This is a genomic window from Methylobacterium aquaticum (assembly GCF_001043915.1).
Taxonomy (GTDB): Bacteria; Pseudomonadota; Alphaproteobacteria; order Rhizobiales; family Beijerinckiaceae; genus Methylobacterium; species Methylobacterium aquaticum.
Window position 1 is genome coordinate 1 of the sequence record NZ_LABX01000212.1, and the last position, 12,170, is coordinate 12,170.

The 12,170-nt window shown below is 71.9% G+C and carries 14 protein-coding genes; 6 read left to right on the forward strand and 8 right to left on the reverse strand.

The window, feature by feature from the left end:
* On the forward strand, nucleotides 1-887 hold an 887-nt coding region (locus VP06_RS25025), incomplete at its 5' end, for a hypothetical protein (protein WP_210168129.1).
* Nucleotides 888-1,027: 140 nt separating this feature from the next.
* On the opposite strand, the gene VP06_RS25030 is transcribed toward VP06_RS25025, so the two are convergent.
* The 3 genes from VP06_RS25030 to VP06_RS25035 all read right to left on the reverse strand — a co-directional run bounded on the left by VP06_RS25030 (nucleotide 1,028) and on the right by VP06_RS25035 (nucleotide 3,583).
* The gene (locus tag VP06_RS25030; RefSeq protein WP_048466522.1) at nucleotides 1,028-2,152 is read right to left on the reverse strand and encodes a carboxylate-amine ligase; all 1,125 of its coding nucleotides are present in this window, start codon (nucleotides 2,150-2,152) and stop codon (nucleotides 1,028-1,030) included.
* Between the two features lie 352 nt (nucleotides 2,153-2,504).
* A complete protein-coding gene (locus tag VP06_RS36635; protein WP_156295759.1) occupies nucleotides 2,505-2,975 on the reverse strand; it encodes a hypothetical protein in 471 nt (156 codons plus the stop codon).
* Between the two features lie 179 nt (nucleotides 2,976-3,154).
* Nucleotides 3,155-3,583: an RNA polymerase sigma factor region1.1 domain-containing protein gene (locus VP06_RS25035; protein ID WP_048466523.1), complete on the reverse strand. Its 429-nt coding sequence runs from the start codon at nucleotides 3,581-3,583 to the stop codon at nucleotides 3,155-3,157.
* A gap of 132 nt (nucleotides 3,584-3,715) precedes the next feature.
* Here VP06_RS25035 and VP06_RS25040 point away from each other — a divergent pair, with 132 nt between their 5' ends.
* The gene (locus VP06_RS25040) at nucleotides 3,716-5,113 is read left to right on the forward strand and encodes a cytochrome P450 (RefSeq protein WP_048466524.1); all 1,398 of its coding nucleotides are present in this window, start codon (nucleotides 3,716-3,718) and stop codon (nucleotides 5,111-5,113) included.
* A gap of 9 nt (nucleotides 5,114-5,122) precedes the next feature.
* Here the strand turns inward: VP06_RS25040 and VP06_RS25045 are convergent, their stop codons facing one another.
* Nucleotides 5,123-5,716, reverse strand: a complete 594-nt coding sequence (locus tag VP06_RS25045) for a pyridoxamine 5'-phosphate oxidase family protein (RefSeq protein WP_048466533.1) — start codon at nucleotides 5,714-5,716, stop codon at nucleotides 5,123-5,125.
* Between the two features lie 122 nt (nucleotides 5,717-5,838).
* On the opposite strand from VP06_RS25045, the gene VP06_RS25050 reads away from it, so the two are divergent.
* Nucleotides 5,839-6,150 (forward strand): hypothetical protein, encoded by a 312-nt coding sequence (locus VP06_RS25050; RefSeq protein ID WP_048466525.1) that lies wholly within the window; start codon nucleotides 5,839-5,841, stop codon nucleotides 6,148-6,150.
* On the opposite strand, the gene VP06_RS25055 is transcribed toward VP06_RS25050, so the two are convergent.
* Nucleotides 6,105-6,851 carry a gamma-glutamylcyclotransferase gene (locus VP06_RS25055; RefSeq protein WP_048466526.1) on the reverse strand — a complete coding sequence of 249 codons (747 nt, stop codon included), beginning with the start codon at nucleotides 6,849-6,851 and terminating at the stop codon, nucleotides 6,105-6,107. The two genes, VP06_RS25050 and VP06_RS25055, sit on opposite strands and share 46 nt — an antisense overlap.
* Nucleotides 6,852-6,999: 148 nt before the next feature.
* Here VP06_RS25055 and VP06_RS25060 point away from each other — a divergent pair, with 148 nt between their 5' ends.
* Complete coding sequence (locus VP06_RS25060) at nucleotides 7,000-7,311, forward strand: hypothetical protein (RefSeq protein ID WP_048466527.1); 312 nt, start codon at nucleotides 7,000-7,002, stop codon at nucleotides 7,309-7,311.
* 74 nt (nucleotides 7,312-7,385) lie between these two features.
* Nucleotides 7,386-7,565: a hypothetical protein gene (locus VP06_RS25065; RefSeq protein ID WP_048466528.1), complete on the forward strand. Its 180-nt coding sequence runs from the start codon at nucleotides 7,386-7,388 to the stop codon at nucleotides 7,563-7,565.
* Between the two features lie 228 nt (nucleotides 7,566-7,793).
* Here VP06_RS25065 and VP06_RS25070 read toward each other — a convergent pair whose 3' ends face one another.
* From VP06_RS25070 to recG, 3 genes are all read right to left on the reverse strand, one after another.
* Nucleotides 7,794-8,519 (reverse strand): alpha/beta hydrolase, encoded by a 726-nt coding sequence (locus VP06_RS25070; RefSeq protein WP_048466529.1) that lies wholly within the window; start codon nucleotides 8,517-8,519, stop codon nucleotides 7,794-7,796.
* A 76-nt stretch (nucleotides 8,520-8,595) separates the two neighbouring features.
* Entirely contained in the window at nucleotides 8,596-9,072 is a 477-nt protein-coding gene (locus tag VP06_RS25075; RefSeq protein WP_197093282.1) for a hypothetical protein, read from the reverse strand.
* A gap of 301 nt (nucleotides 9,073-9,373) precedes the next feature.
* The gene (gene recG, locus VP06_RS25080; RefSeq protein ID WP_048466530.1) at nucleotides 9,374-11,488 is read right to left on the reverse strand and encodes an ATP-dependent DNA helicase RecG; all 2,115 of its coding nucleotides are present in this window, start codon (nucleotides 11,486-11,488) and stop codon (nucleotides 9,374-9,376) included.
* Between the two features lie 167 nt (nucleotides 11,489-11,655).
* Between recG and VP06_RS25085 the strand changes: the two genes are divergently transcribed.
* Complete coding sequence (locus tag VP06_RS25085) at nucleotides 11,656-11,952, forward strand: FAD assembly factor SdhE (protein WP_048466531.1); 297 nt, start codon at nucleotides 11,656-11,658, stop codon at nucleotides 11,950-11,952.
* The last annotated feature ends 218 nt before the right edge of the window (nucleotides 11,953-12,170 follow it).

Genomic DNA, 12,170 nt, shown 5'->3' on the forward strand with positions numbered 1-12,170 from the left:
ATCCGCGCCCGGCCGTGGAGGCGGTGCCGGCCGGGCCCGGATCGCGTGGGCAGGATCCCGAGCGGCACGAGTCTCAAAGGCAAGAGGCTCCAAGGCACGAGTCTCACAATCAGGAGCCGCGCGGGCCGGCGCCGCACGACGTGCAGGGGTCGGCCGAGATGCCGGTCCACCTGCCCCCGGCCCGCCCGCAGGACCGCCCGGTCCCGGATCCGCGCCAGCCCCCCGAACGGCCCTGCCCGGTCTGCTCGGCCGCGCTCCCGGATCTCGATGCGCCGATCCGGGGCACGCTGGCGGATCCGGACATCCAGATCCCCGATGTGGCGGCCGAGCGCAGCGCCCAGCGCGAGCGGCTGATCGGCTGGATCGCCCACCCGGATCGGGTTTCGGGCTCTGCCGCCGCCCTCGACCTGATCGGCCTCGTCTTCACCACCCCGCGCGAGCCCGGATCCGGCTATCGCCCGCTCGCGGTCGATCTCGCCGGGGCGCCCGACCGCGCCGTGGTGCTGGTGGCCGAGCAGCCCCTGAGCGTCGCGCTGACCACCGTCCCGCCGGACCGCGCCGGGGCGCTCGGCGTCGAATCGACCGCCGCCTTCACCCTCGCGGAGGGCCGCCCCGGCCTGCTCGCGGGCTTCCGCGCCCTGCCCTACGGCGCCGCCGAGGTCGCGCCGGTGCTCGATCCGCGGCTGTCGGGGCCCGAGACCCTGCGCAGCTTCTGCGCCGCCTTGCGGCTCTGGGCGGTGCAGTTCGGCCTGCCGGCCTTGCGCACCCGCTACACCCTGATCGAGAATCCGACCCGGATCGCGCTCGCGGGCGAGGCGGTGCAGGGCGACGGCACGCCCCGCGGCCGGGTCTCCGGCCGGCGCCTCGCCCGGCTGTGCCGGGTGTGATCCCAACGGTCGAAGGACAGCGACCGTTGGTGCCGTTCTCGGATTTTCGCCAAACCTCTGGTTCGATCCCGGCAATTCGAGATGGCTGATCGGCCCGATGCGTCAGCATCGTGGGCCGATGGGATGAGGTCCGTCCGGCGTCACCGCCCCTCCGTCTCCCGGGCCAGCGCATCCACCACCGCGGCGATGCCGGCCGCGTCCGCGCCGTCCTCCCCCCGCGCGGCAGCGTAGGCCGCGCGCTGGCGATCGGCGCTGGTGCCCTCCCGGGCGATGCGGCGGGCCGCGTCGAGGGCTGGCCCGCAGCCCAATTCCGCCGCATCCTCGGAGATCTGCGCCAGCACCGCCTCCAGGGCTTCGCCATACGGCACCGCGCGGCCGGCCTCCGGATCGATCAGGGCGGCGCGCACGCCGTCGCGCTGGGCCCGCCACAGGTTCTCGCGGATCACCGCCCGGGCGACCCCGTCGAGGCCGGCATGGAGGTCGGGACGGCGCTCGGCGGCGCGCACGAGGCAGCGGTAGAGGCCGGCGATCGCGACCCCGTCCTCGACCCGGGTGCAGCTGTCGGCGATGCGCAATTCGAGCGTCGGGTAGCGGATCGAGGGCCGCAGGTGCCACCACAGGAAGCTCGCATCCTGGATCGCCCCGGCCTGCACCATCACGGCGACGTAGCGCTCGAACTCGGCGGCCGACGCGAACAGGTCCGGCAGGCCGGTGCGCGGCATCTCGCCGAACACGCTGAGGCGGTAGCCGGCAAGGCCGGTCTCCCGCCCCTGCCAGAACGGTGAGGAGACCGAGAGGGCGAGGAGCACCGGCAGGAACGGCAGCAGCCGGTTCATCAGGTCGACCCTGTCGTCGGGCCGCGCCACCTCGACATGGACGTGCATGCCGCTCACCAGCGTGCGCCGGCCGACCATCCGCACCTCGTCGAGGATGTCATGGTAGCGGCTGCCGTCGGTCGGGCGCTGCGCGTCCCAGGCGGCGCCCGGATGGGTGCCGGCGGCAAGGACCAGGATTCCGTGCACCCGCCCGATCTCGGCGAGGCCCCGGCGCAAGGAGGCGAGGCCGGCCCTGGCCTCCTCCAGGGTCGTGGCCGGCGGCGTCGCAATCTCGATCTGGCTCTGCAACAATTCGCGCTCGGCCGCCGGCAGCAGCGCCTTGGCGGCGGCGTGGAAGCCGCGCACGCCGGAGCGGGGCGTGCCCCGGGTCGCGGCATCCGCCAGGAAGAACTCCTCCTCGATGCCGAAGCGGTAGGCGGGGCCGGTCATGGCTGGGGGTCTCCGAGAGCCGACGGATATAGGGGCGGGCCGATCGCCCGCCACTTGCCGGGCGTTGCTCACACGACGATGGATGACGGGACCTTGGGACGCCGAGGGATCGGTTCCCCCAGTCGCGCCCTCATCCTGAGAGCCTATTTGAATCGATCGACAATCCTGACACCCTGCGGCATTCCCGGCTCCGCTTTCGCGGCCCCGGAATGGCGCGGTGCGTTCGAGATCTCCAGAGATCGATCAGGCAAACTATTTTGCAACAAATGTGATATATTTTAATAAATATAGTACATTGCGAAATTCTGGACTTGTATTTCACAATTGCATAAATTAATTATTTTTATGGCATCTAAAAATTCGGAAGATTTACAATATAAGCATCGCCAAATTCAGGATGTTTTACCGCGCCCTCAAAAACATCTCCAAAACACACTTCCATAAATTCTTTTGCAATCATCACTGTGTCGGCGGTCACTCGAATGGCGCCGGTCGCCTCCGCGCCTGATTTGTTGCTCCTTATTTGACCCGAATGTGACTTGTCTCTCTCGGATTTCCACGCAGCCAGGTCGAATGCTCTTATAAAAATATACCCTCTCGGGGTGGTAAATTTCTCTCCAGATTTGATGCTGTCTCTTCCTGATCCTAATTTGAACGTGCATCCCCTCGACTTCGGCCATTCCTCAGAGCGGGCGGCTGAAGCACTGAAAACAGCAGCCACGAACATCATCGAGCACAATCTTATCATCGCCTGAACATCCGATCGAGCGTCGTTCCCACCGCAACGGCGGCTGGCAAGGTCGCTTGGAGCAGCGTGCTGCATCTGCTTCCGGTCCCGAGCGGTCCTTCGTTTACGGCAGCCCGTCATGTGATCAAGCTGAGTGATCAAGCTGATTGGGCTTGCCGCGTCGTAGATGCATCCTTTGAGGTCAGCCGATTTTCGATCGGGTGCGATCTGTGATCGCCGGCACTTCAGGACGAGGCCGCGGGCGGGAGGCTCCCTCACCCTCGCCCCGCCCACAGCGCCACGACGACGAGCACGAGGACGAGCGCCGCCACGCCCGCCCACACCACCGCCCGGTGCGCGCCGCCTCCGGGCTTCGGCGGCGCCGCGGCGTGGGTCTCCGGCGCGCTTGCGGCCGTCGCGGCTTTCGTCGGTTCGGCGGTGGGCGGAGCCGCCTCGGCCGCCCCCGGCTCCGGCAGCCGGACCGTGCCGGCGGGCGGCAGCGGCCGGCCGGGCGTCAGCAGGGCCTCGTCCGGATCGACCGGGACGCCCGCCTCCTCCAGCTCGATCAGCACCAGGGCGATGTCCTCGGCGCTCATCCGGTCCACCGGCAGGGCGCGGCGCAGGTCGTCGGGGGTCAGCCCGCCCCGGCTCTTGCCCAGGGCGACCAGGCGGTCGAGGGTCGTTCGGTCGAAGGCGGCCTGCATTGAAGGCTCCGTCGGTGTCGGTGCCAACGCGCACCCGTCCCCCGTGTTTCCCCGTCACGCTCGCGCCCAGATGGGATAGAACAAGGGGCGGGCTCCCGGTGTCCGTCGGGACCCCCCGAACCCAGGCGAGCCATGACCGCGCATCCGTCCCATGTCCGTCCGGCGCCCGAGGGGCCGCGGCCGGTCCTCGCCCGGATCACGCCGCCGGCCCGGCCGCTCGGGCCATGGCGCTTCCTGCGCGCCCTGATGCGCAACCCGCTCGAAGCCTGGCCCGAGACGATCTACCGCGAGCCGCACTACATCTCGGCCTTCCTCGGCAATTCCAGCCTGTTCGTGATGGCCCCGAACCTGATCCGCCGGGTGATGGTGGACGAGGCCGACGCATTCGAGAAGTCGGAGGTGCTGCGCCGCGCCCTCTCGCCGGCCCTCGGCGACGCGATCCTGACCGCCGACGGGGCGCGGTGGCGCTGGCAGCGCCGGGCGGCGGCGCCGATCTTCCGGGCCGAGCGCATCCGCAGCTTCGTGCCGGCGATGATCGCCGCCGCCGAGCGCACCCGCGACGCGCTCGCGGCCGCGCCCGGCACCGAGATCGACATCGCCCGCACGATGATGCGCACCACCTTCGAGATCATTGTCGAGACGATGCTGTCGGGACCCGGCCCGATCGACGCCGCCCGGGTCGAGCGCGGCATCACCGACTACCTCGAATCAACCAGCTGGGTCATCGCGCTCACGCTCTTGCGGGCGCCGGCCTGGATGCCGTTCCCGGGCCGGGCCCGCGCCGAGCGGGCCAAGATGTACCTGCGCGACGAACTGGTGCGCCTCGCCGCGGAAGGCCGCCGCACCGGCACCGAGGGGCGCAACGACCTGATGAGCCTGCTGCTGGCCGCCCGCGACCCGGAGACCGGCCAGGCGATGGACGACCGCGACGTCGCCGACAACCTGCTCACCTTCGTGACCGCCGGGCACGAGACCACGGCGCTCGCCCTCACCTGGGCGTTCTACCTGCTCTCCCACCATCCGGAGAGCGAGGCGCTGATCGCCGCCGAGGTCGAGGCGACCACCGGGGGCGGCCCGCTGCGCCCCGAGCATGTCGACGCCCTGCCCTATACCCGCCAGGTGATCCTGGAGGCGATGCGGCTCTATCCGCCGGTGCCGGTGGTGGTGCGGGCGGCGATCCGCGACGTCGATCTCGACGGGATCGCGGTCACGGCCGGCACGCCGATCACCATCCCGATCTACGCCGTGCACCGCCACGCCACCCTGTGGGACGAGCCGGAGCGCTTCGACCCCGCCCGCTTCGCCCCCGACGCCGTGAAGGCCCGCGACCGCTACGCCTACCTGCCCTTCGCGGCCGGCCCGCGGATCTGCATCGGCATGGGCTTCGCGCTCTCCGAGGCGGTGGCGATCCTGGCGGTGCTGGTCCGCGCGCTCCGGTTCTCGCTGCGGCCCGGCTACCAGCCGGAGCTCAAGCAGCGCATCACCTTGCGCCCGGCGGAGGGCATGCCGATGCGGGTGACCCTGCGCTGAGAGCGGGCGTCACGGCGCCAGCCAGGTCGCCGCCGGCGCCTCTCCATCCCAGCGGAACAGGGCCCGCCGGTGGCCCTGGCGGGCGAGGTACAGGAAGTCGAGCCGGGCGGCGGTGAGGACGACGACGCGGAACTCCGCAAATCCCGCCTCCCCGGCGGCGGCGTCCTCCGGCAGGGCATAGGCGCCGCCCGCCGGCAACGGCGTGCCGGGGCCCGGCACGGTCCCGTAGCAGACCCGGCTCAACGGCCGCGACGCGGCCCAGGCGGCGCGGGCCAAAGCGTCCTGCCCGTGCAGGCTGGCCCGGCCCTCGATCCGGACTTGAATCTTGGCCGCGGCGTCGTAGACGTGGAGCGCCACCCGGGGATCGGCGGCGATCTCGGCGGCCTTGTCGGAACGGGCATCGCAATGGACCCGCAAGGTGCGGCTCGCCCGGTCGACGCCGCGCAACACCACCGTGCGCAGGCGCGGGGCGCCGTCGCGGCCGATCGTGGCGAGAGCGGGGGCGTGAAAGCCGCTCTGGTGGGCCGCCCCCTCCTCCAGCCGGCGCCAGGCTTCGGCGAGGCAGCCCGCGAGGTCGTCGTAGAACGCAGGCTGATCGGTCATGCGCGGCTTCGGCTCCGGTTCGTTCACCACTCTAGAGCATCGTCCGGGGAACCGGCACGCCCCCGTGACGCTTGTCGCGGTGAAGCTTGTCCATACGACCGTCCTACCCGAGGTTTCGCACCATGACGCTCCGCACGACGCTGGCCTGGCTGCCCCTGGCGGCCGTCCTCACGGCCCTGCCGGCGATGGCGGCCGACATGCCCGCCAGCCCTGCGTGGCGCGGCGGGGTGGACGCCTCCGCCGGCTGGCCGGCGCCGCCGCCTCCGCCGCCCGTGGCGGTCGAGGTGCAGGCGACCACGCTTCTGGCCGAGCCGCCGCCCCGCCCGCTCCTCGGCTTCGGCTATGCGCCGGTCCTGCCCTATTACGGCGTCTCGACCGGCCCCTACGGCTACCCGCCGCGGCCGCAGCCCGGCATCGGCGTCGGGCTGTTCTGATCGGCGGGCTCGCCGGCGGCGAGCCGTTCTGCCACCAGCGCCTGCATCGTGAAGAGGTGGCGGTCACGAATGCCCATCGCCTCGCAGGCCGCCACCGTGTTGAGCAGATACTCGGCGCTCGGTCCGATCGGGCCGCAGGCCGCGGCGATGTGGTCGGCGATCTCCGCGTCGCCGAGCCGGCCGGCATAGCGGGCGCCGGCCCGGTCGGCCACGAAGGCGAGGGCCGGCACCGGGCCACCCGCGGTCTCGGCGTCGAGCCAGCGGGCCTCGTAGCCGCGCCCGCGCATCTCCCGTCGCCAGACCGGCCGCAACGCCGCCCGCAGGTCGTCGCCGGCCAGGCGATAGGCAAGGCCCCGGCACTGCCCGCCCCGGTCGAGGGCGAGCATCACGCCGGGCCGCTCCGGCGTGCCGCGGAATCCCCGCTGCCACAGGCAGAACCGGCGGTGCCAGCCCCGCACCCGGGCCGCGCGGCGTTCCGCGAACGGGAAGTCCGGCCGCCACATCAGGGCGCCGTAGGCAAAGAGCCACAGGCTGCCCGGATCGCCCGGCTTCTCCGCCAGGACCGCCTCCAGGCGGGCATCGGCCTCCGGCTCGCCCATCAGCGCCATGCCGTAGCCGGGCCCGCGCCCGTCCTCGGTCACCGGGTGCGGATGGGCCCGGGCGATCAGCGCGGCATCGAGGGTGAGGGAGCGTTTCGGCATCGCAACCGTTAAGTGAGGGTGGTGCGGCAGCGCGGCCGTGGATCCTCGTCGGGCGATCCATGACGCGGGGCCGCTCCCTGTGAGTGCCGTGCTAAGCTGTACGGGTCCAGATGGTCTGGACCGGGTGTGCGGGAATGGAGGAGCCGTCATGGCCATCACGGGTCGCTTCAATTTCCGCAAGACTCTCACCGGCAAGCTCGTCCTCCAGGTCGAGACCGAGCGCCGTTCCTGGTGGCCCTTCGGCCGGGCCGCCTCGCCCGGCCATGTCTGGCGCGACGCCACGCCGAAGGACCTGACCGCGGTGGAGTTGCAGCCGTTGCTGAGCCTGCGCCGCAACCCCGGCTACATGCCGCGCAACCCGGTGATCTTCATGATGGGCCAGGGTCAGAAGGAAGCCCCCTCCGCCGAGGTGGTGACGCTCGCCGCCCACCGCGCCGCCGGCCAGCAGCAGGCGGGGTGAACGCGGCACCGCCCGGGCTCCGCCGCGTTGTCCCGGTCCGGACGGGATCGCCCCGCCAAGCAGGAGAGCGCCGCATGGGCATGACCTCCGTGAACCAGGCCGTGATCGAGGCCCTGTCGGAGCAGATCGTGACGGCCTATTGCGATGCCGCCGGACCCGCCGGGGCGCAGGCCCGCGACCGGCTGATGGGCGAGATCCGGCACGCCATCGCGGAGCCGGTGGGCACCCGCACCCTGGCCGAGCACGGCCCCTAAGCAGATTTCGCCGAAGTGGTCACCGGTTCGGCGATAAAAATCTGCGACAAAACGAGAACCTAAGCAGGCTTGCGTTGGCCTGCCAACGCAAGCCTGCTTAGCGGGTCAACGCCGTGCTCGCCGACTGGGAGGCGCAGGAGGGCCGCCGCTTCGGCCTGCGGCTGATCGAGATCGATTCCGGGCGCACGGTCGTCACGATGGGATGAGGGTCAGCCTGCCGGCTGACGGTCAGCCCCGGCCGAGTTCCATCAGCAGCCGGGCGAGCGGGCCGGGGGCGCTCACCATGGCGTCGTGGCCGGTGGCGAGGTCGCGCCAGCCCCAGCCGGGCTCGCGCCGCACCCAGTCCTTGACCCCGTCCAGGGTGGCGTAGGACGGCGTGGTGCAATCGACATAGGTGCGCGGCAGGCCATTGCCGACCGGGCCGCGGATCGGCAACGGGCTCTCGTAGGTGCTCAGCGGGTGCGGGGTCAGGCGCCGCTCCACCCAGGCGGCATCCGCCGGGTCGAGCACCCCGAAGGCCGCGGCCGGCGGCGGCGGCAGGCTCAGGCCCCCGCTCGATTCCGCGGCGGCGCGGCGGCGGGCCGCCACCACCTCGGGCGGCAGCCCGTCGAACGGTGCGCGGCCGGGCTGCACGATCAGCGCGTCGAGATAGACGAGATGGCGCAGCCGCTCCGGCATGGCCTCCGCCACGCCGCTGATCGCGAGGCCGCCGAAGGAATGCCCGACCAGCACGACCTCCGTCAGTTCCTCGGCCGCGATCACCCCGGCGACGTCGCGCACGAAGGTGTCGAGGGTGACGGTGTCCGAGAGGAGGTGCGCCCGCTCGCCGAGGCCGGTGCAGGTCGGGGTGAAGACCCGGTGGCCTTGCCCTCGAAGGATGTCGGCGACGCGCACCCAGCACCAGCCGCCGTGCCAGGCGCCGTGCACCAGCACGACGGTCAGACCCTCCGCCATTGTCGCCCCTCCCGTCATCGCCGGGCGAGCCAAGCGCGAACGGGCCCGATGCGCAAGGTCGTCGTCGGCCCGGTCGTCAGAGTCCCGCCTCGTCCCGGTCCTCGCGGTTCGCGTCGAAGCCGGCGATCATCCGCTCCAGGGCCCGGAAGCTGCGCACCGCCTCCTGGGTCCGGCCGGCGGCGCATTTGCCCTCGGCCGAGCGGTACCACAGCAGCATGCTGTTGAAGGCGTGCTGGTGGGGCGCCTCGGCGACGCGGGCACGCCGGGCGGTCTCGGCATCGAACCAGATCCGCACGGCATGGCCGGCATGGGTGCAGACATCGGCCGAGGGCGGCAGGGCGGCGCGGGACACGGTGGGATCGCACAGCATGGCGAACCAGATCGCCGCGGCGGCGAGGCCGGAGGCGCCGCCCATGCCGACGGCGCCGCGCAGGCGCCGGCGCCAGTCGGGCTTGGCCTGCCCGGTGGCCGGCAGGGCCTCCACCGTCTCGGGCCAGCAATGGGTATAGTGCACCGAACCGTCGGTGTGGTGATGCGGCCATGGATAGGTCATCGGACACCCCCTTCGGGCAGGGTGAGACTCCGGAGCCTCGCAAGGGCGGCGACGGGCGCCGCATCGCGAAAAGGTCGGGTCGGCTTTGCAGGGTCGCGGCAGGACGACACGCCACGGCCGATCGCCGGACGATCGTGCGGCGGCATCGGGACCTCGCGAGGTGAGCGGAGGTTAGGCCCGGAGGGCCGCGGCTGGCGTGTTCCAGCGCACATTCCGGGTGCAAGGGTGGATGAATGTCCGGTCATCGTGCCCGCCCCGCCGGCAACAGGGCTGTCCGGGGACAGGAATGGCGCGGCGGCTCCTATCCGGCCTGCAACAGCTTCACCGCGGCATCGCGCTCGAACAGGTAGAGCAGCGCCCTCAAGGCTTCGCCGCGCTCGGATCTGAGCCCCGGATCGCGCTCCACGACCAGCTTCGCGTCGTCGCGGGCCGCCACCAGGAGATCGCCGTCGGCCTCCGGCCGGGCGAGGCGGAAGGCGGCGAGGCCCGATTGGCGGGTGCCCAAAACCTCGCCCTCGCCGCGCAGGCGCAGATCCTCCTCGGCGATGCGAAAGCCGTCCTCGGTCTCGCGCATCATCTCGAGCCGCGCCCGGGCGACCTGGCCGAGCGGCCCCTTGAACAGGAGCAGGCAGGTCGAGGCGCCCGAGCCCCGGCCGACCCGGCCGCGCAGCTGGTGCAACTGTGCCAGGCCGAAGCGCTCGGCATGCTCGATCACCATGACGGTGGCCTGGGGCACGTCCACCCCGACCTCGACCACGGTGGTCGAGACCAGGATCCGGGTGTCGCCGGTCGCGAAGCGGTCCATCGCCTCGTCCTTGTCCTTGCCCGGCATCTTGCCGTGGACGAGGCCGACCGCGTCGCCGAAGCGCTCGCGCAGGGCCGAGAACCGCTCCTCGGCGGCGGCGAGGTCGACATATTCGGATTCGGCGACGAGCGGGCAGATCCAGTAGACCCGGTCGCCCTTAGGCAGCGCCCGTTCCAGGCCGAGCGTCACCTCCTCGATCCGGTCGGTCGAGACCAGGACGGTCTTGATCGGCTGGCGGCCGGCCGGCTTCTCGTCGAGGACCGAGACCTCCATGTCGCCGAAGCAGGTCAGGGCCAGGGTGCGGGGGATCGGCGTCGCCGTCATCACCAGCACGTCCACCGCCGCGCCCTTGGCGCCGAGCGCGAGGCGCTGGTGCACGCCGAAGCGGTGCTGCTCGTCCACCACCGCGAGGCCGAGATCGTGGAACGCCACGTCGTCCTGGAACAGCGCATGGGTGCCGACCACGATGTGGATCGTGCCGTCGGCGAGGCCGGAGAGCGTCGCGCGCCGTTCCGCCGCCCGGTCGCGGCCGGTGAGGAGCGCCAGCGTCAGCCCCGCTTGTTCCACCAGCGGCCGCAGCCGCTCGGCGTGCTGGCGGGCCAGGATCTCGGTCGGCGCCATCATGGCCGCCTGGCGGCCGGCCTCGATCGCGGAGGCCATGGCGAGCAGCGCCACCGCGGTCTTGCCCGAGCCGACATCGCCCTGGAGCAGGCGCAGCATGCGCCGGTCCGAGCCCATGTCGCCGCGAATCTCGGCGAGCGCCCGCGTCTGCGCGCCCGTCAGCCCGAACGGCAGCGCCGCCTCGATCCGCCGCGACAGGCCGCCGTCGCCGACATTGGTGCGGCCGGCCGGGCGGTGCATCCGGCTGCGCACCAGCGCCAGGGCGAGCTGCGAGGCGAGCAATTCGTCGTAGGCGAGGCGCCGGCGGGCCGGAGTCTTCAGATCCTCGTCGGTCTCGGCGGCCTCCGCCGGGCGGTGCTCGGTGCGCAGCGCATCCGCGAAGGCCGGCCAGCCCTGGCGGTCGAGGAAGGAGCGGTCCTGCCATTCGGGCAGGGTCGGCAGCCGGTCGAGGGCGGCGAGCGCGAGCTTGCCGATCGCCCGCGAGGTCAGGCCCTCGGTGGCGCCGTAGATCGGCTCCACCGCCGGCAGGTCGGCCAGCCCCTTCTCGTCGAGGATGCGGGAGGGATGCACCATCTGGCGGAAGCCGTCCCACAGCTCGATCCGGCCGGAGACGTAGCGGTGGCTGCCGAGCGGCAGCATCTTCTCGATGCGGGCCCGCGGCAGGTTGAAGAACACCAGGGTGATGTCGCCGGTCTGGTCCTCGACCAGCACCCGGAAGGGTTTCCGCCCGCCCATTGTCTGCGGCGGGCGGTGGGCCACCACCGTGACGCCGAGGGTCACCGGCTCGCCGGGCGGCGCCTCGGCGATCGAGCCGCGCAGCTGCCGGGCGATGCCGCGCTGGGGCAGGTGGAACAGCAGGTCGACCACACGGGCCGGCCGCTCCGGCGTGCCGACGAGCTTGTCGATCAGCACCGCGACCTTGGGGCCGGCCCCCGGCAGCACGGTCGCGGGGGCGAACAGGGGATCGAGCAGGGAGGGACGCAGCGACATCGGGGCGGGAGCGGAGGGAGACCGGGGGCTCTATACACCACACGGCCGCGGTTGCGGCCTTGCGGGTGTCGCAGGATGCGGCGAGTCCCATATCAAGGAGCAGGGTTTCGCACCCGCGCCCCGGGCGGTAAAGCCGCTCCGGACCAGCCCGAGGAACTGTCTTAGCGATGACCGGCACCACCCGCACCAGCGCCGACCTCGATCCGCGGCGCCGCCGCACGCTCTACCGCTCCTGGCACCGGGGCACCCGGGAGATGGACCTGATCATGGGCCGCTTCGCGGATGCCGAGATCGGGACCCTCACGGAGGAGGAGCTGAGCGATTTCGAGCTGCTGATCGAGGTGCCGGACCGCGACCTCTTTCGCTGGATCACCGACGAGGCCGAGACGCCGTCGAACTACGACACGCCGGTCTATCGCCGGATGAAGGCGTTCCACCAGCACGGGGCGCCGCTGGATCTGTGAGGCGGCTCTGACGGGAAGACGTTTCAAGGTGAGGCGCGCGTTGGACCCTCCCCCCTCTGCGGGGGAGGGTGGCGAACGGAGTGAGCCGGGAGAGGGGCAGCGCGACGGTTCTCAGTATGGCGCCCTTCAGAACGGCTCCGCCTCATCCAGAAGCGTGGTTCCCCTCTCCCGACCCCTGCTGACGCAGGGGCCACCCTCCCCCGCAGAGGGGGAGGGTT

Bases quoted from the DNA above. Each gene is read 5' to 3' on its own strand.
- VP06_RS25030 (WP_048466522.1), bottom strand. From the start codon at position 2,152: ATGACCGGCCCCGCCTACCGCTTCGGCATCGAGGAGGAGTTCTTCCTG.
- VP06_RS36635 (WP_156295759.1), bottom strand. From the start codon at position 2,975: ATGCAGCACGCTGCTCCAAGCGACCTTGCCAGCCGCCGTTGCGGTGGG.
- VP06_RS25035 (WP_048466523.1), bottom strand. From the start codon at position 3,583: ATGCAGGCCGCCTTCGACCGAACGACCCTCGACCGCCTGGTCGCCCTG.
- VP06_RS25040 (WP_048466524.1), top strand. From the start codon at position 3,716: ATGACCGCGCATCCGTCCCATGTCCGTCCGGCGCCCGAGGGGCCGCGG.
- VP06_RS25045 (WP_048466533.1), bottom strand. From the start codon at position 5,716: ATGACCGATCAGCCTGCGTTCTACGACGACCTCGCGGGCTGCCTCGCC.
- VP06_RS25050 (WP_048466525.1), top strand. From the start codon at position 5,839: ATGACGCTCCGCACGACGCTGGCCTGGCTGCCCCTGGCGGCCGTCCTC.
- VP06_RS25055 (WP_048466526.1), bottom strand. From the start codon at position 6,851: ATGCCGAAACGCTCCCTCACCCTCGATGCCGCGCTGATCGCCCGGGCC.
- VP06_RS25060 (WP_048466527.1), top strand. From the start codon at position 7,000: ATGGCCATCACGGGTCGCTTCAATTTCCGCAAGACTCTCACCGGCAAG.
- VP06_RS25065 (WP_048466528.1), top strand. From the start codon at position 7,386: ATGGGCATGACCTCCGTGAACCAGGCCGTGATCGAGGCCCTGTCGGAG.
- VP06_RS25070 (WP_048466529.1), bottom strand. From the start codon at position 8,519: ATGGCGGAGGGTCTGACCGTCGTGCTGGTGCACGGCGCCTGGCACGGC.
- VP06_RS25075 (WP_197093282.1), bottom strand. From the start codon at position 9,072: ATGACCTATCCATGGCCGCATCACCACACCGACGGTTCGGTGCACTAT.
- recG (WP_048466530.1), bottom strand. From the start codon at position 11,488: ATGTCGCTGCGTCCCTCCCTGCTCGATCCCCTGTTCGCCCCCGCGACC.
- VP06_RS25085 (WP_048466531.1), top strand. From the start codon at position 11,656: ATGACCGGCACCACCCGCACCAGCGCCGACCTCGATCCGCGGCGCCGC.